We start from the raw sequence: 16,047 nt of genomic DNA, 5'->3' as shown, positions 1-16,047 counted from the left end.
CCCGTTTTTTAGGATAGTTGGAGAAAGAAAATGGCAAGATATTTGGGTCCTAAGCTCAAGCTGAGCCGTCGTGAGGGCACTGACTTATTCCTTAAGTCTGGCGTTCGCGCGATTGATTCCAAGTGTAAAATTGAACAAGCTCCTGGTCAGCACGGTGCGCGTAAGCCACGTCTGTCTGACTACGGCGGCCAGTTACGTGAAAAGCAAAAAGTTCGTCGTATGTACGGTGTTCTTGAGCGTCAGTTCCGTAACTATTACAAAGAAGCAGCACGTCTGAAAGGCAACACCGGTGAAAACCTGTTGGCTCTGCTGGAAGGTCGTCTGGACAACGTCGTTTATCGTATGGGCTTTGGTGCCACGCGTGCGGAAGCACGTCAGTTGGTGAGCCATAAGTCTGTTCTGGTCAATGGTCGCGTTGTTAACATCGCTTCTTATCAGGTATCTCCGAATGATGTCGTTAGCATCCGTGAGAAAGCCAAAAAGCAATCTCGCGTGAAGGCCGCTCTGGAGCTGGCTGAGCAGCGTGAAAAGCCAACCTGGCTGGAAGTTGATGCAACTAAGATGGAAGGTGTGTTCAAACGTATTCCTGAACGTACCGATCTGTCTGCGGACATTAACGAACACCTGATCGTCGAGCTTTACTCCAAGTAAAGCTTAGTACCAAAGAGAGGACACAATGCAGGGTTCTGTGACAGAGTTTCTAAAACCGCGCCTGGTAGATATCGAGCAAGTGAGTTCGACGCACGCCAAGGTGACCCTTGAGCCTTTAGAGCGTGGCTTTGGCCATACTCTTGGTAACGCGCTGCGCCGTATTCTGCTTTCATCAATGCCGGGTTGCGCGGTGACCGAGGTTGAAATTGATGGTGTACTGCACGAGTACAGCACCAAAGAGGGTGTACAGGAAGATATCCTGGAAATCCTGCTCAACCTTAAAGGTTTGGCGGTAAGAGTTCAGGGCAAAGATGAAGTTATTCTTACCTTGAATAAATCTGGCATTGGCCCTGTGACTGCAGCCGACATTACCCATGATGGTGATGTCGAAATCGTCAAGCCGCAGCATGTGATCTGCCATCTGACCGATGACAACGCATCTATTAGTATGCGTATCAAAGTTCAGCGTGGTCGTGGTTATGTGCCGGCTTCTGCCCGAATTCATTCGGAAGAAGATGAGCGCCCGATCGGCCGTCTGTTAGTTGACGCTTGCTACAGCCCTGTAGACCGTATCGCCTACAATGTTGAAGCAGCGCGTGTAGAGCAGCGCACCGACCTGGACAAGCTGGTCATCGAAATGGAAACCAACGGCACAATCGATCCTGAAGAGGCGATTCGTCGTGCGGCAACCATCCTGGCAGAACAACTGGAAGCTTTCGTTGACTTACGTGATGTACGTCAGCCGGAAGTGAAAGAAGAGAAACCAGAATTCGATCCGATCCTGCTGCGCCCTGTTGACGATCTGGAATTGACTGTCCGCTCTGCTAACTGCCTTAAGGCAGAAGCTATCCACTACATCGGTGATCTGGTACAGCGTACCGAGGTTGAGCTGCTTAAAACGCCTAACCTTGGTAAAAAATCTCTTACCGAGATTAAAGATGTGCTGGCCTCACGTGGTCTGTCTCTGGGCATGCGCCTGGAAAACTGGCCACCGGCAAGCATTGCTGATGAATAACCCGATCACAGGTTAAGGTTTCACTGAGAAGGATAAGGTCATGCGCCATCGTAAGAGTGGTCGTCAACTGAACCGCAACAGCAGCCATCGTCAGGCTATGTTCCGCAACATGGCTGGCTCTCTGGTTCGTCATGAGATCATCAAGACGACTCTGCCGAAAGCCAAAGAGTTGCGCCGCGTAGTTGAGCCGCTGATTACTCTTGCCAAGACCGACAGCGTAGCTAATCGTCGTCTGGCATTCGCCCGCACTCGTGATAACGAGATCGTGGCAAAACTGTTTAATGAGTTAGGCCCGCGTTTCGCGAGCCGTGCAGGTGGTTACACTCGCATTCTGAAGTGTGGCTTCCGCGCTGGTGACAACGCTCCGATGGCATACATCGAGCTGGTTGATCGTCCAGAAGCTCAAGCAGAGGCTGCAGCAGAGTAATCTGTTGCAACGTGAAAAACCCGCTTCGGCGGGTTTTTTATTGCCTGCTATTTGCCCTCTGCTACGCTTGTGGTGTGACATAGGAGGCTAACAATGTGGTTAATCGATCAGCTGGCTGAACAGCATATTAAAGCGGCGCAGGAGAAAGGCGAACTCAGCAATCTTGCCGGAGAAGGTGCGCCATTAGTGTTGGACGATGACAGCCATGTTCCACCTGAATTACGCGCGGGCTATCGTTTACTCAAGAATGCGGGGTTTCTTCCCCCTGAGCTTGAATTACGTCGTGAAGCGCTGGAAGTAAACGATCTTTTACGCCAACTGGACCCGGGCGATCCTGCAGCAGAAATGCATGCGCGCAAATTGCGGCACCTGACAGTGAAACTGCGTCAGGCGGGCATGAGCACAGCGTTTCTTGAGGGCGAATACGGTCCGGCCATTACCCATAAGCTCACGGTTGAATAGCGACTATTTTTATCTGGCGTCAAGGCGAGTATAATTTCTTTCACTGCGGCAAGGTTTCGCGCAGTTGGATCTTCGGGTCACCTAAACTGATGGAGGAGATATGTCCCGTTATCGTCATACCAAAGGGCAAATACGTGATAATGCGATTGAGGCACTACTGCACGACCCTTTATTTAGACAGCGTGTTGAACAGAACCAAAAAGGGAAAGGCAGCTTTAAACGTAAAGAGAAACATGCAAAAGGTCGGGGATGGGAGGGCAGTGATAAGTGCAGGACTTATCACTGCCCTTCTGCTTTTAATGACAAAAAAGCCGCAATGTCTGCGGCTTTAACGTTTTAGATTTTTGTATTCTGCTGTTTGAGCAAGTCACGAATTTCCGTTAACAGAACTTCCTCATTAGAGGGTTTCGGCGCAGGCTTTTCGACTTCTTTTTTCTGGTAGAGTTTATTCATCAGTTTAATCGCCATGAAAATGGCAAACGCAACGATGATAAAGTCGAAAACGGTCTGCAGAAAAATGCCGTATTGCATTACAACCGCTGGCGCATCACCCACAGCAGGTTTAAGTACCCAGCCGAATGATTTGAAATCAACGCCGCCGATCAATAAGCCCAGCGGTGGCATGATGATATTTGCCACTAATGATGAAACAATTTTACCAAATGCCGCACCAATAATGACACCCACGGCCAGATCAACAACATTGCCGCGCATCGCAAAATCACGAAACTCTTTGAATAAACTCATACTTCTCTCCTTGCCTTAGCCAATGCCATAAAGTTTAACAAAGCTTGCCATATTTGCCATCGCTGCGAGCAATTAGCCGGATTATGTCAGACAACGCGCGACCTTTTATTACAGGAAGAACGGACTTGGCTGGAACAGGCGCTCGACGTCCGGTACAAATTTCTTATCGGTTAAAAACATCACCACGTGGTCGCCCTGTTCGATGCGCAAATTGTCATTCGCGATCATCACATCATCCCCCCGGACCACTGCGCCAATAATTGTGCCCGGTGGCAGCTTGATATCATCAATGGAGCGGCCCACAACTCTTGACGTAGTTTCATCACCATGTGCAATCGCCTCGATGGCTTCGGCGATACCACGACGTAATGACGAGACGCCAACAATATCCGCTTTACGTACATGTCCCAGCAATGCCGAGATCGTCGCCTGCTGTGGCGAGATGGCAATATCGATAACGCTGCCCTGAACCAGATCAACATAAGCCCGTCGTTGAATCAGTACCATCGCTTTCTTGGCACCCATTTTTTTCGCCAGCATGGCGGACATAATATTGGCTTCGTCATCATTGGTAACGGCGATAAATAAATCGACCTGCTCAATGTGTTCTTCTGCCAGCAATTCCTGATCGGACGCATCGCCATAGAACACCACAGTATCGTGCAACTGTTCAGCCAGCTCGGCAGCGCGCTGCGGATTGCGCTCAATAAGTTTTACGCTGTAATTTTTTTCGAGTTGCTGCGCCAGACCAAATCCAATATTCCCGCCGCCCACTAACATGATGCGCTTATAGGGTTTCTCCAGACGCTGCATTTCGCTCATTACCGCGCGAATATGTTGGCTGGCGGCAATGAAAAAGACTTCATCGCCGGCCTCAATAATGGTCGAGCCTTGCGGGCGGATAGGACGATCCTGTCGGAAGATAGCCGCAACCCGCGTATCAATATGCGGCATGTGGTCGCGCAGAATCGACAGCGGATTACCCACGAGCGGGCCACCGTAATAAGCTTTTACAACGGCCAGACTGACCTTGCCTTCGGCAAAGTTGACCACCTGCAGCGCACCAGGATACTGAATCAGACGATAAATATTGTCGATAACCAGTTGCTCAGGCGAAATCAAATGATCAATGGGCACAGCCTCGGGGATAAAAAGCTTATCGGCATCACGCAAATAGTCTGCCGCACGAATACGGGCAATGCGATTCGGTGTATTGAAAAGCGAATAGGCGATCTGACAGGCAATCATATTGGTTTCATCAGAACTGGTGACGGCGACCAGCATATCGGCATCTTCTGCACCGGCTTCGCGTAAAATACGCGGATGAGAACCATGACCCTGTACAACGCGTAAATCAAACTTATCCTGCAGTTGGCGTAAACGCGTGGAGTCCGTGTCGACAACGGTAATGTCGTTGTTTTCGCCAACCAGGTTTTCAGCCAGGGTACCGCCGACCTGACCGGCACCAAGAATTATGATTTTCATCGCTTTTCAATGCCTTCTCAGTGTGGACTCGCGAGCTTCACAAGCTTAGCGTAGAAAAAACCGTCTCCGCCTTCTGCTTCAGGAAAGACCTGCCAGCCGTTAAGGGGAGCACCAGACAGCGACACAGCCTGAGCATCCGCGTGGCGCTGTACAAAGTCGCTGATTTGCTGCTGATTCTCATCTGGCAGCACAGAGCAGGTTGCATAGATCATCGTACCGCCCGGTTTAAGCAGTGGCCATGTCGCATCCAGAATGTCACGCTGTAAGGCTGCCAGCTCAGTAATATCACGATCGCGACGTAACCACTTGATATCAGGATGACGACGGATAACGCCAGTTGCTGAGCAGGGCGCATCCAGCAGTATGCGATCAAACTGACGTTGGTCACACCATTGCTGCGGGGTACGTCCATCTCCCTGTTTCACTTCTGCGGTCATACCAAGACGGCCCAGATTTTCATGCACGCGCTTCAGGCGCTGCGCGTCAACATCGACAGCAAGCACCTGAGCCTCAGGGGCGATTTCGAGTATATGGGTCGTTTTACCTCCCGGCGCCGCGCAGAGATCCAGAATTTGCTCACCGTTTTTGGGCTCAAGCAGAAGCGCACAACGCTGGGCGGAGAGATCCTGTACGGTAATCCAGCCTTGTTCAAAGCCGGGTAACACATTAACGGATGCCGGCGATTCAAGACGCAAAGCTTCAGGCACATCGTCAGCAACAGCTGCGTTCCTTTCATCCGCCGTCAGCAGGGCCAGCCAGCTGTCACGCGAATGGTGCTGACGGTTAACCCTTAACCACATTGGCGGACGCTGGTTGTTCGCCTCAACAATTTGCTGCCAGTGCGCTGGCCAGGCCTGTTGAAGCCGGTTCAGTAACCAGCCCGGATGCAGGTGACGCTGTGGGCCATCCTGAATACTGGCAAGCAGTTCTTCCTGACGACGCTGGAACTGACGTAATACGCCATTAATTAACCCTTTCAGGTTTGCTCGTTTCAGCACTTCAGCACCGGCAACTGTCTCATCTAATGCCGCATGAGCAGGTGCACGTGTATAGAGCAGCTGATATAAGCCCACCATAATCAGGAAGTGCAGTGTACGCTGCTTACCCGTTAACGGGCGTTCCATCAATTTGCCGATAAGCGCTTCCAGCTGCGGTAAGGTGCGCAACACACCAAAGCAGATCTCCTGGACCAGCGCGGCATCTTTGTCTGAGAGCTTTTTCTGTGCCGCAGGCAAGACGGTATTCAGGGACTCGCCTTTATCGACAACGCGCTCGATCAGTTGAGCAGACAGGCTACGAAGATTGGTTGGTTTAGTCATAAGATAGTGCCATCAAGCAAATGGCCCGGTTTTTGCCGGGCCTGAGGGTCAGTCCAGAAGAGTGCCGGCTTCAAACCATTCTCGGCGCGAGTTAAGCAGATCCTGTGCCGACATCGGTTTTTTACCGGCGGGTTGAAGCTGAAGCAAATTCAGCACGCCGTCGGCAGTGGCAATTTGAATGCCTTGTTTGTCAGCCTGGATAATCTCTCCTGGCTGTTTGTTCACATGAGGTAAGACGCAGGCTTGCCAGACTTTAACCGGCTGATCATTCACCATAAAAAAGCTTATCGGCCAGGGATTGAAGGCACGGATGCAGCGTTCCAGCTGTTCGGCCGACAGCGTCCAGTTAAGGCGCGCTTCCTCTTTACTGAGCTTCTCCGCATAGTTGGCCTGGCTTTCGTCTTGCTGAATGGCCTGCGCTTGACCATCACGTAACTGAGCTAAGGTTGTCAGCAGTCCTGCCGGGCCCAGATCTGCCAGCTTGTCATAAAGCGTGGCACTGGTATCTTCCGCGCTAATTGGACAGGCCAGTTTCAATAGCATATCACCGGTATCCAGCCCAACATCCATCTGCATGATGGTCACACCGGTTTCACTGTCGCCCGCCCAGAGCGCGCGCTGAATGGGCGCGGCGCCACGCCAGCGTGGCAGCAGGGAACCGTGTACGTTGATACAGCCCAGTCGGGGCATATCAAGCACGGCTTTTGGCAGAATGAGCCCATAAGCGACCACCACCATTACGTCAGCCTGCAAATCTGCAATCAGCTGTTGGTTTTCTGCAGGGCGCAAGGATTTGGGTTGAAATACCGGAATGTTTTGGGCCAGGGCTAAGGATTTAACCGGGCCGGCGGTCAACTTATTGCCACGACCTGCGGGACGATCCGGTTGGGTAAAGACGCCAACCACCTGATGCTCAGAAGCAAGCAGCGCGTCAAGGTGACGCGCTGCAAAGTCTGGCGTGCCAGCAAAAATAATTTTAAGCGGAGCAGACACGTTTATCCCTTTTTCAGATCTCAGGAAGCCTGGGCGTTTTGTCGCGCCAGTTTTTCTAACTTAGTTTTGATGCGCTGACGCTTTAAAGGCGAAAGATAATCAATAAACAGTTTGCCATCGAGATGGTCGATTTCGTGTTGAATACAGATAGCCAGCAGATCACCGGTTTCAAGTTCGAAACTTTTACCGTCACGATCTAACGCACGGACTTTTACTCGCTCAGCACGTGGCACAAAAGCGCGTTGCTCAGGAATGGACAGACAGCCTTCTTCAATACCTGTTTCACCGCTTTTTTCCAGAAGCTCAGGATTAATTAATACCAGACGCTCATCGCGGTTCTCTGATACATCAATCACAATGATGCGCTGGTGAATGTCCACCTGCGTGGCAGCCAGGCCGATACCTTCTTCGGAATACATGGTTTCGAACATATCATCAACGATACGCTGAACGTCCGCGTTAACTTCTTTAACAGGCGCGGCAATTTTGCGCAGGCGCTCGTCAGGAAAATGTAATACCTGTAAAACTGACATAAATATCCAGATATATATTCTAAAAGGGAAAGATTACTGCCCCATATTGTAGACTTTTTAGCACCTGATTGACAGCATTCTGCGGAGGGAAGCAACGGTTATCAGGAGGCTGTAAAGATGCAAAAAAGGGAGCCGTTACTGCGGCTGGCCGCCATTCCGGGCATAACGGGCAGGCGCTGGTTAAGCGCGGCACAGCAACTGTCTGAAGACAAAGATGTTGATGATGTGTTAACTCTGAACGGGTTTGAGGCTTCACAACGCCACTATTACCATCATATCTCCCCCCGTTGGCTGGCGACAGTTAAGACGTGGCTGGCAACGAACCCGTTGCACCATCTGATTACCGCACTTGATCCGCTTTATCCCGCTCAACTGGCTGAAACGGCCTGTTTTCCTCCGCTGCTGTATGTGAAAGGCGACCCCGCCGTGTTGGGGGCACCGCAGTTAGCGGTGGTCGGCAGCCGTCAATGTTCCCACTCTGGCCGCTACTGGTGTGACTGGTTTACTCAACAGTTATCGCTAAGTGGCTTTACTATCACCAGCGGCCTGGCGCTTGGTATCGATGGCGTTGCGCATCGCGCCGCGCTGAGGGTTCAGGGGAAAACCGTTGCGGTGCTGGGCAGCGGACTGGAGCATCTTTATCCCAAAAAGCATGGTGCATTGGCGCAGGAGATTGTCGGGCAGGGCGGCGCCGTGGTATCTGAGTTTCCGCTGGATGCCGTACCGCTGGCACATCGTTTTCCACGCAGAAACCGTATTATCAGTGGGCTGAGCCAGGGCGTTTTAGTCATAGAAGCGTCATTAAAGAGTGGTTCATTAGTCACAGCCCGTTATGCATTAGAGCAAAATCGCGCGGTTTATGCCTTGCCCGGCGCATTAGGAAACAGCGGCAGTGAGGGAACAAACTGGCTGATTCAACAGGGCGCGATGCTGGTGGCACATCCTAATAACATCATTGAAGATTTACGCGCTATGCTTAACTGGTTACCTGTTACACAATCAGACGAAATTTATTCTGATGCCAGTGACGATGCTCCATTGCCATTTGCCGAGCTGTTGGCTAACGTAGGTGATGAGGTTACACCTGTTGACGTTGTCGCTGAACGTGCCGGCCAACCTGTGCCAGTTATTACAGCTCAATTGCTGGAACTGGAGTTAGCAGGATGGATCGCAGCTGTACCCGGCGGCTATGTCCGATTGAGGAGGGCATGCCATGTTCGACGTACTCATGTACTTGTTTGAGACCTATATCCACAACGAAGCAGAAATGGGTGTTGATCAGGACAGATTGACAGATGACTTGACGGATGCCGGTTTTCATCGCGAAGATATCTATAACGCGTTGAACTGGTTAGAAAAATTGGCAGACTACCAGGAAGGTCTGGTCGCCCCAATTTTACTGGCAAATGATCCGCTCTCCATGCGCATCTATACAGATGAAGAGAGCAAGCGTTTAGATGCCGAAAGCCGCGGTTTCCTGCTTTTCCTGGAGCAAATCCAGGTCTTGAGTCTGGAAACACGAGAAATGGTCATTGAACGTGTCATGGCGCTTGATACTCTTGATTTCGATCTTGAGGATCTTAAATGGGTGGTGTTGATGGTGTTGTTTAACATCCCAGGATGTGAAAACGCCTATCAACAGATGGAAGAACTGTTATTCGACGTCAACGAAGGTATGCTGCATTAAATTTTCACTGATGCATTATCGTTATGAGTAAAACCGCACTCTTTACTGCGCGTAAACAGGACCCCTGCCCCGCTTGCGGGGCAGAACTTGTTATACGTTCAGGAAAACACGGCCCTTTTTTGGGCTGTGCAAACTACCCTGCCTGCGACTACATCCGGCCCCTGGGAAACCAGGCCGACGGACATGTAGTAAAAGTTCTGGAAGGTCATGCTTGCCCGCAATGTGGTGCTGATAAAGTGTTACGTCAGGGCCGTTTTGGCATGTTTATTGGCTGTAGCGACTATCCAGCGTGTGATTACACGGAAACGATCGATAAACCTGATGAGACAACCATCGACTGCCCGCAGTGTCAGCAAGGTAAACTGGTACAGCGGCGATCGCGTTTTGGCAAAACCTTCCATTCCTGTGACCGCTATCCAGCCTGCCAGTTTACCGTTAATCTGACGCCAGTCGCTGGACGCTGTCCACATTGTGAATTTCCGCTTTTAGTTGAAAAAAAGACGGCGCAGGGCACCCGGCTTTTTTGCGCCAGTAAAAGTTGTGGCAAAGTTATCACTGAAGAGACGTAAGACATAACCATGCAAAATCAACCAGTTTCCGGCTCACTACAGGATTGTGTGAACCATCTGAAGCAACATGCCGTGATTGCTTATCCCACTGAAGCGGTATTCGGCCTGGGCTGCGACCCCGACGATGAATCGGCAGTGATGGCTCTGCTGGCATTGAAAAGACGCCCAGTGGAAAAAGGGTTGATTCTGATAGCGGCCGATTACGGCCAGCTTATGCCCTACGTCTCCGATCATGTCTTAACGGCGATGCAGCGTGAACGTATGTTTGCCTGCTGGCCAGGCCCGGTCACCTTTGTTGTGCCAGCAGCACCGCAAACGCCACGTTGGTTAACCGGACAGTTTGATTCCCTGGCTATTCGCGTCAGCGACCATCCTGACGTTCAGGCGTTGTGCCGGGCGTTTGGTAAACCTCTGGTTTCAACCAGCGCGAATCTTTCTGGTCAGCCACCTTGCCGTTCAGTAGAAGAGGTTAAACTGCAGTTTGGTGCTGCGTTTCCCGTACTCAATGGAGAGACGGGAGGAAGGCTAAACCCTTCTGAGATCCGTGACGTGATTAGCGGCAACCAGATACGGCAGGGCTAGCAGATGGCATATTTTGCAGTTTTCGGACATCCGATCAGTCACAGCAAATCCCCGCAAATTCATCAGGCCTTTGCCAGGCAAACGGGTATTACGCTTCAATACGATCGTATTGAAGCGCCTGTCGATGCCTTTCCCCAGGCTATCACCACTTTTTTCTCTCAGGGTGGGGCAGGCGCCAATATCACGTTACCTTTTAAACAACAGGCCTGGGGATATGCAGACCAGCTCACCGAACGTGCCTCTCTCTCTGGTGCCGTCAACACGTTGAAGAAATGCCAGGATGGTCAGATTCTTGGCGATAATACGGATGGCATCGGTTTAGTCAGCGATCTGCAGCGTCTGTCGATGATCAAACCTGGCGATCATATTTTGCTGGTGGGGGCGGGAGGTGCGGCGCGTGGCGTCATCCTTCCTCTGCTTTCGCTGGGCACGTCAATTACGCTGGTAAACCGTACGGCTGCTAATGCCCAGAGCATGGCAAAGACGTTTGCGCACCGTGGGGCGGTGAGTGCCCTTTCTTTTGAGGAGCTTGAAGGTAAACATTTTGATTTGCTGATTAACGCAACGTCGAGCGGCATCAATGGCGATGTGCCACCGTTATCGTCTTCATTAATTCATGCGGATTTACGCTGTTATGACATGTTCTACCAGAATGGATTGACCGCTTTTTTGGGCTGGTGTCACCAGCAGGGTTCATCTCATCTGGCTGATGGGTTAGGCATGCTGGTGGGTCAGGCCGCGCATGCCTTTCATCTGTGGCATGGCATCATGCCGGAGATTGCGCCTGTCATTGCGTCCTTAAAAGCCGAGATACAGTCATGAATCAGGCTATCCAGTTTCCAGACCGTGAAACGCTGGATGTCACATTAAAGGCTGTTTGTTTTCCCGTTTTGGTTAATGGCATGGGACTGACCTGTGCTATCAGCGTGGATGCGTTACACCAACAGTTCGGGGAGGGAGACACGATGGCCCTGTTTCGTGACCATCGCTGGGATCTGGAAGATGTGGCTGAAGACTGTATCCGTAACGATCAGGTAGATAATGAAGGATGGGTCTGGCTGTCGCCTGCCAGATAGTCGTTCTTCCAGCTAACATAGTTGCGGGCAGAGTAGAGCAATCCTTCAATTTCTTTTTCATTCAGCGGTCGAATTTGTTTTACCGGGCTGCCTACATAAAGATAACCGCTTTCCAGTCTCTTACCCGGCGGGACCAGACTCCCGGCACCAATCAGAACATCATCTTCAACAATCACGCCATCCAGCACGATTGAACCCATCCCAACCAGCACGCGATTACCGATGGTGCAGCCATGCAGCATCGCCTTATGCCCAACGGTAACATCCTGACCGATAACCAGTGGGAAACCTGCTGGATTGGCATCAGACTTATGGGTTACATGAAGTACGCTGCCATCCTGAATATTGGTACGGGCACCGATGCGAACCTGATTCACATCACCACGAATAGCCACTAAAGGCCAGATACCTACATCATCTTCGATAATGACGTCGCCCACCACCACGCTTGTGGAATCAACCATGACGCGCAGACCCAACTGCGGGAAAAGATGTTTATAAGGGCGTAACGCTACAGTCATTGTATTCTCCTTTACTGAGTTTACCGGCAGCCTGCTGTGATTCTGACCTGCTGGCAAGGGGATTTTGCCCCGGATCGTTGGCGATCTAACCAATATGAATGTTTTCTCGACAGTCAGAAAAAAGATCCAAAAAAAGGGTTGTGCAATTTATTCGGATCCCTATAATGCGCCTCCACTGACACGGCACAACGGCTTACGGAATGCGGTGTCGGGAGGTTCAGGAAACTGAACCGCCGGAGAAAAACTTCTGAAAAAGAGGTTGACTCTGAAGGAGGAAAGCGTAATATACGCCACCTCGCGACAGACGGTTAACCCGCTGTTCGCACTGCTCTTTAACAATTTATCAGACAATCTGTGTGGGCACTCGCAGGATTGATATCAGCGTCTCCGGACGTAAAAAATATCAAGTCTCACGAGTGAACACATAATGAAATTCATTATGACGTTTTACAGATGAGCACCGCTGAACTGGTTTCAGCAAATCAAACTTAAATTGAAGAGTTTGATCATGGCTCAGATTGAACGCTGGCGGCAGGCCTAACACATGCAAGTCGGACGGTAGCACAGAGAGCTTGCTCTCGGGTGACGAGTGGCGGACGGGTGAGTAATGTCTGGGGATCTGCCCGATAGAGGGGGATAACCACTGGAAACGGTGGCTAATACCGCATAACGTCGCAAGACCAAAGAGGGGGACCTTCGGGCCTCTCACTATCGGATGAACCCAGATGGGATTAGCTAGTAGGCGGGGTAACGGCCCACCTAGGCGACGATCCCTAGCTGGTCTGAGAGGATGACCAGCCACACTGGAACTGAGACACGGTCCAGACTCCTACGGGAGGCAGCAGTGGGGAATATTGCACAATGGGCGCAAGCCTGATGCAGCCATGCCGCGTGTATGAAGAAGGCCTTCGGGTTGTAAAGTACTTTCAGCGGGGAGGAAGGCATTGTGGTTAATAACCGCAGTGATTGACGTTACCCGCAGAAGAAGCACCGGCTAACTCCGTGCCAGCAGCCGCGGTAATACGGAGGGTGCAAGCGTTAATCGGAATTACTGGGCGTAAAGCGCACGCAGGCGGTCTGTTAAGTCAGATGTGAAATCCCCGGGCTTAACCTGGGAACTGCATTTGAAACTGGCAGGCTTGAGTCTCGTAGAGGGGGGTAGAATTCCAGGTGTAGCGGTGAAATGCGTAGAGATCTGGAGGAATACCGGTGGCGAAGGCGGCCCCCTGGACGAAGACTGACGCTCAGGTGCGAAAGCGTGGGGAGCAAACAGGATTAGATACCCTGGTAGTCCACGCCGTAAACGATGTCGACTTGGAGGTTGTTCCCTTGAGGAGTGGCTTCCGGAGCTAACGCGTTAAGTCGACCGCCTGGGGAGTACGGCCGCAAGGTTAAAACTCAAATGAATTGACGGGGGCCCGCACAAGCGGTGGAGCATGTGGTTTAATTCGATGCAACGCGAAGAACCTTACCTACTCTTGACATCCACGGAATTCGGCAGAGATGCCTTAGTGCCTTCGGGAACCGTGAGACAGGTGCTGCATGGCTGTCGTCAGCTCGTGTTGTGAAATGTTGGGTTAAGTCCCGCAACGAGCGCAACCCTTATCCTTTGTTGCCAGCGATTCGGTCGGGAACTCAAAGGAGACTGCCGGTGATAAACCGGAGGAAGGTGGGGATGACGTCAAGTCATCATGGCCCTTACGAGTAGGGCTACACACGTGCTACAATGGCGCATACAAAGAGAAGCGACCTCGCGAGAGCAAGCGGACCTCACAAAGTGCGTCGTAGTCCGGATCGGAGTCTGCAACTCGACTCCGTGAAGTCGGAATCGCTAGTAATCGTGGATCAGAATGCCACGGTGAATACGTTCCCGGGCCTTGTACACACCGCCCGTCACACCATGGGAGTGGGTTGCAAAAGAAGTAGGTAGCTTAACCTCCGGGAGGGCGCTTACCACTTTGTGATTCATGACTGGGGTGAAGTCGTAACAAGGTAACCGTAGGGGAACCTGCGGTTGGATCACCTCCTTACCTGAAGATACCTTCCCGCGAAGTGCTCACACAGATTGTCTGATAGAAAAGTAATGAGCAAAGCGTCTACGCGTTGGGGTGCGGTAACAATAACTATTGTCGCCTGATTATATAATCTCACCTTCACGTGAAATTACCCGTGTCTGTTGCACAAGTATTTCACGTCCCCTTCGTCTAGAGGCCCAGGACACCGCCCTTTCACGGCGGTAACAGGGGTTCGAATCCCCTAGGGGACGCCACTTGCTTGGTGACAGGTGAAAGGTGTTGCCCACATATCTTAAAGATGACTTACGAGTCATGTTTAAGATGTTGCTCTTTAACAATCCGGAACAAGCTGAAAATTTGAAACGACGCATTGTCGTGTTCCTCCGTAATAAGGAACACAGCACAACGCGTTCGAGTCTCTCAAAAGCTTACAGCTTACAAGCTAACTGTTATGCAGTAGCGCGCGAGCAGTGAAGAAAGCAAGACGCGTCGGCGCGCAGCCAGCGGAGCGTACTGAAGTACGTGAGCATGGCGAGCACCGCGCAACGACGCATTCTTTACGCGCAGCCGTTACGGTAATACAGATAAACGCCTGTGGGTTGTGAGGTTAAGCGACTAAGCGTACACGGTGGATGCCCTGGCAGTCAGAGGCGATGAAGGGCGTGCTAATCTGCGATAAGCGCCGGTAAGGTGATATGAACCGCAATAACCGGCGATACCCGAATGGGGAAACCCAGTGTGACTCGTCACACTATCATGCAGTGAATACATAGCTGCATGAGGCGAACCGGGGGAACTGAAACATCTAAGTACCCCGAGGAAAAGAAATCAACCGAGATTCCCCCAGTAGCGGCGAGCGAACGGGGAGGAGCCCAGAACCATCATCAGCTTGTGCATCAGTGGAAGCGTCTGGAAAGTCGCAGGGTACAGGGTGATACTCCCGTACACAAAGGTGCACAGGCTGTGAGTTCGATGAGTAAGGCGGGACACGTGGTATCCTGTCTGAATATGGGGGGACCATCCTCCAAGGCTAAATACTCCTGACTGACCGATAGTGAACCAGTACCGTGAGGGAAAGGCGAAAAGAACCCCGGCGAGGGGAGTGAAACAGAACCTGAAACCGTGTACGTACAAGCAGTGGGAGCCTTCTTTATGGGGGTGACTGCGTACCTTTTGTATAATGGGTCAGCGACTTATATTCTGTAGCAAGGTTAACCGTATAGGGGAGCCGCAGGGAAACCGAGTCTTAACTGGGCGTTAAGTTGCAGGGTATAGACCCGAAACCCGGTGATCTAGCCATGGGCAGGTTGAAGGTTGGGTAACACTAACTGGAGGACCGAACCGACTAATGTTGAAAAATTAGCGGATGACCTGTGGCTGGGGGTGAAAGGCCAATCAAACCGGGAGATAGCTGGTTCTCCCCGAAAGCTATTTAGGTAGCGCCTCGTGAACTCATCTCCGGGGGTAGAGCACTGTTTCGGCTAGGGGGCCATCCCGGCTTACCAACCCGATGCAAACTGCGAATACCGGAGAATGTTATCACGGGAGACACACGGCGGGTGCTAACGTCCGTCGTGAAGAGGGAAACAACCCAGACCGCCAGCTAAGGTCCCAAAGTCATGGTTAAGTGGGAAACGATGTGGGAAGGCACAGACAGCCAGGATGTTGGCTTAGAAGCAGCCATCATTTAAAGAAAGCGTAATAGCTCACTGGTCGAGTCGGCCTGCGCGGAAGATGTAACGGGGCTAAACCATGCACCGAAGCTGCGGCAGCGACACTATGTGTTGTTGGGTAGGGGAGCGTTCTGTAAGCCGTTGAAGGTGTGCTGTGAGGCATGCTGGAGGTATCAGAAGTGCGAATGCTGACATAAGTAACGATAAACAAGGTGAAAAACCTTGTCGCCGGAAGACCAAGGGTTCCTGTTCAACGTTAATCGGAGCAGGGTGAGTCGACCCCTAAGGCGAG

The 16,047-nt window shown here is 51.5% G+C and carries 17 protein-coding genes, 1 tRNA gene, 1 rRNA gene and 2 other annotated features; of the genes, 13 read left to right on the top strand and 6 right to left on the bottom strand.

The features are described 5' to 3' along the window. Positions 1-30: 30 nt before the first annotated feature. The 5 genes from rpsD to A6A26_RS03280 all read left to right on the top strand — a co-directional run bounded on the left by rpsD (position 31) and on the right by A6A26_RS03280 (position 2,895). Positions 31-651, top strand: a complete 621-nt coding sequence (gene rpsD / locus A6A26_RS03300; protein ID WP_063877461.1) for a 30S ribosomal protein S4 — start codon at positions 31-33, stop codon at positions 649-651. Between the two features lie 25 nt (positions 652-676). Beyond that, on the top strand, positions 677-1,666 hold the full coding sequence (gene rpoA, locus A6A26_RS03295) for a DNA-directed RNA polymerase subunit alpha (protein ID WP_033741519.1): 990 nt from the start codon (positions 677-679) through the stop codon (positions 1,664-1,666). 40 nt (positions 1,667-1,706) lie between these two features. Then, positions 1,707-2,093 carry a 50S ribosomal protein L17 gene (rplQ, locus tag A6A26_RS03290; RefSeq protein ID WP_003850180.1) on the top strand — a complete coding sequence of 129 codons (387 nt, stop codon included), beginning with the start codon at positions 1,707-1,709 and terminating at the stop codon, positions 2,091-2,093. Between the two features lie 93 nt (positions 2,094-2,186). After that, complete coding sequence (locus A6A26_RS03285; protein ID WP_063877460.1) at positions 2,187-2,555, top strand: DnaJ family domain-containing protein; 369 nt, start codon at positions 2,187-2,189, stop codon at positions 2,553-2,555. A gap of 100 nt (positions 2,556-2,655) precedes the next feature. Next, positions 2,656-2,895, top strand: coding sequence for an alternative ribosome-rescue factor A (locus tag A6A26_RS03280; protein WP_063877459.1), 240 nt, complete (start codon positions 2,656-2,658; stop codon positions 2,893-2,895). On the opposite strand, the gene mscL is transcribed toward A6A26_RS03280, so the two are convergent. From mscL to def, 5 genes are all read right to left on the bottom strand, one after another. Continuing rightward, complete coding sequence (gene mscL / locus A6A26_RS03275) at positions 2,892-3,302, bottom strand: large-conductance mechanosensitive channel protein MscL (protein WP_063877458.1); 411 nt, start codon at positions 3,300-3,302, stop codon at positions 2,892-2,894. The two genes, A6A26_RS03280 and mscL, sit on opposite strands and share 4 nt — an antisense overlap. Positions 3,303-3,410: 108 nt before the next feature. Continuing rightward, positions 3,411-4,787 carry a Trk system potassium transporter TrkA gene (gene trkA, locus A6A26_RS03270; protein WP_063877457.1) on the bottom strand — a complete coding sequence of 459 codons (1,377 nt, stop codon included), beginning with the start codon at positions 4,785-4,787 and terminating at the stop codon, positions 3,411-3,413. A gap of 17 nt (positions 4,788-4,804) precedes the next feature. Beyond that, positions 4,805-6,106, bottom strand: coding sequence for a 16S rRNA (cytosine(967)-C(5))-methyltransferase RsmB (gene rsmB, locus A6A26_RS03265; protein ID WP_063877456.1), 1,302 nt, complete (start codon positions 6,104-6,106; stop codon positions 4,805-4,807). 48 nt (positions 6,107-6,154) lie between these two features. Then, a complete protein-coding gene (gene fmt / locus A6A26_RS03260) occupies positions 6,155-7,099 on the bottom strand; it encodes a methionyl-tRNA formyltransferase (RefSeq protein ID WP_063877455.1) in 945 nt (314 codons plus the stop codon). Positions 7,100-7,119: 20 nt separating this feature from the next. Continuing rightward, on the bottom strand, positions 7,120-7,632 hold the full coding sequence (def, locus tag A6A26_RS03255; protein WP_063877454.1) for a peptide deformylase: 513 nt from the start codon (positions 7,630-7,632) through the stop codon (positions 7,120-7,122). A 117-nt stretch (positions 7,633-7,749) separates the two neighbouring features. Between def and dprA the strand changes: the two genes are divergently transcribed. Genes dprA through A6A26_RS03225 form a run of 6 tightly spaced genes read left to right on the top strand, consistent with a single transcriptional unit; the run spans position 7,750 to position 11,546 of the window. Next, positions 7,750-8,874 (top strand): DNA-protecting protein DprA, encoded by a 1,125-nt coding sequence (dprA, locus tag A6A26_RS03250; protein ID WP_063877453.1) that lies wholly within the window; start codon positions 7,750-7,752, stop codon positions 8,872-8,874. Continuing rightward, a complete protein-coding gene (smg, locus tag A6A26_RS03245) occupies positions 8,846-9,319 on the top strand; it encodes a DUF494 family protein Smg (RefSeq protein ID WP_013027451.1) in 474 nt (157 codons plus the stop codon). The genes dprA and smg overlap by 29 nt, the downstream gene beginning before the upstream one ends. A gap of 23 nt (positions 9,320-9,342) precedes the next feature. Then, complete coding sequence (locus tag A6A26_RS03240; RefSeq protein WP_063877452.1) at positions 9,343-9,888, top strand: DNA topoisomerase family protein; 546 nt, start codon at positions 9,343-9,345, stop codon at positions 9,886-9,888. A 9-nt stretch (positions 9,889-9,897) separates the two neighbouring features. Further along, entirely contained in the window at positions 9,898-10,470 is a 573-nt protein-coding gene (gene tsaC / locus A6A26_RS03235; RefSeq protein WP_063877451.1) for an L-threonylcarbamoyladenylate synthase type 1 TsaC, read from the top strand. A gap of 3 nt (positions 10,471-10,473) precedes the next feature. Beyond that, entirely contained in the window at positions 10,474-11,292 is an 819-nt protein-coding gene (gene aroE / locus A6A26_RS03230) for a shikimate dehydrogenase (RefSeq protein ID WP_063877450.1), read from the top strand. Continuing rightward, positions 11,289-11,546 carry a DUF1488 family protein gene (locus tag A6A26_RS03225; RefSeq protein WP_063877449.1) on the top strand — a complete coding sequence of 86 codons (258 nt, stop codon included), beginning with the start codon at positions 11,289-11,291 and terminating at the stop codon, positions 11,544-11,546. The genes aroE and A6A26_RS03225 overlap by 4 nt, the downstream gene beginning before the upstream one ends. Here A6A26_RS03225 and A6A26_RS03220 read toward each other — a convergent pair. Further along, the gene (locus tag A6A26_RS03220; protein ID WP_063877448.1) at positions 11,501-12,067 is read right to left on the bottom strand and encodes a gamma carbonic anhydrase family protein; all 567 of its coding nucleotides are present in this window, start codon (positions 12,065-12,067) and stop codon (positions 11,501-11,503) included. The genes A6A26_RS03225 and A6A26_RS03220 overlap by 46 nt on opposite strands. Positions 12,068-12,557: 490 nt before the next feature. Here A6A26_RS03220 and A6A26_RS03215 point away from each other — a divergent pair. After that, positions 12,558-14,097: ribosomal RNA gene (locus A6A26_RS03215) — 16S ribosomal RNA — on the top strand. A 163-nt stretch (positions 14,098-14,260) separates the two neighbouring features. Next, a tRNA-Glu gene (locus A6A26_RS03210) sits at positions 14,261-14,336 on the top strand. 365 nt (positions 14,337-14,701) lie between these two features. Then, positions 14,702-15,212 (top strand) — a sequence feature (23S ribosomal RNA rRNA prediction is too short). Positions 15,213-15,219: 7 nt separating this feature from the next. Beyond that, positions 15,220-15,948, top strand: a sequence feature (23S ribosomal RNA rRNA prediction is too short). Positions 15,949-16,047: the final 99 nt, after the last annotated feature.

This window comes from Pantoea sp. OXWO6B1 (assembly GCF_001641135.1).
GTDB lineage: Bacteria > Pseudomonadota > Gammaproteobacteria > Enterobacterales > Enterobacteriaceae > Pantoea > Pantoea allii.
This window is presented reverse-complemented; position numbering and strand designations above follow the sequence as displayed.

Coding starts and splice junctions, on each gene's coding strand:
- rpsD (WP_063877461.1), top strand. CDS start 31: ATGGCAAGATATTTGGGTCCTAAGCTCAAGCTGAGCCGTCGTGAGGGC.
- rpoA (WP_033741519.1), top strand. CDS start 677: ATGCAGGGTTCTGTGACAGAGTTTCTAAAACCGCGCCTGGTAGATATC.
- rplQ (WP_003850180.1), top strand. CDS start 1,707: ATGCGCCATCGTAAGAGTGGTCGTCAACTGAACCGCAACAGCAGCCAT.
- A6A26_RS03285 (WP_063877460.1), top strand. CDS start 2,187: ATGTGGTTAATCGATCAGCTGGCTGAACAGCATATTAAAGCGGCGCAG.
- A6A26_RS03280 (WP_063877459.1), top strand. CDS start 2,656: ATGTCCCGTTATCGTCATACCAAAGGGCAAATACGTGATAATGCGATT.
- mscL (WP_063877458.1), bottom strand. CDS start 3,302: ATGAGTTTATTCAAAGAGTTTCGTGATTTTGCGATGCGCGGCAATGTT.
- trkA (WP_063877457.1), bottom strand. CDS start 4,787: ATGAAAATCATAATTCTTGGTGCCGGTCAGGTCGGCGGTACCCTGGCT.
- rsmB (WP_063877456.1), bottom strand. CDS start 6,106: ATGACTAAACCAACCAATCTTCGTAGCCTGTCTGCTCAACTGATCGAG.
- def (WP_063877454.1), bottom strand. CDS start 7,632: ATGTCAGTTTTACAGGTATTACATTTTCCTGACGAGCGCCTGCGCAAA.
- dprA (WP_063877453.1), top strand. CDS start 7,750: ATGCAAAAAAGGGAGCCGTTACTGCGGCTGGCCGCCATTCCGGGCATA.
- smg (WP_013027451.1), top strand. CDS start 8,846: ATGTTCGACGTACTCATGTACTTGTTTGAGACCTATATCCACAACGAA.
- A6A26_RS03240 (WP_063877452.1), top strand. CDS start 9,343: ATGAGTAAAACCGCACTCTTTACTGCGCGTAAACAGGACCCCTGCCCC.
- tsaC (WP_063877451.1), top strand. CDS start 9,898: ATGCAAAATCAACCAGTTTCCGGCTCACTACAGGATTGTGTGAACCAT.
- aroE (WP_063877450.1), top strand. CDS start 10,474: ATGGCATATTTTGCAGTTTTCGGACATCCGATCAGTCACAGCAAATCC.
- A6A26_RS03225 (WP_063877449.1), top strand. CDS start 11,289: ATGAATCAGGCTATCCAGTTTCCAGACCGTGAAACGCTGGATGTCACA.
- A6A26_RS03220 (WP_063877448.1), bottom strand. CDS start 12,067: ATGACTGTAGCGTTACGCCCTTATAAACATCTTTTCCCGCAGTTGGGT.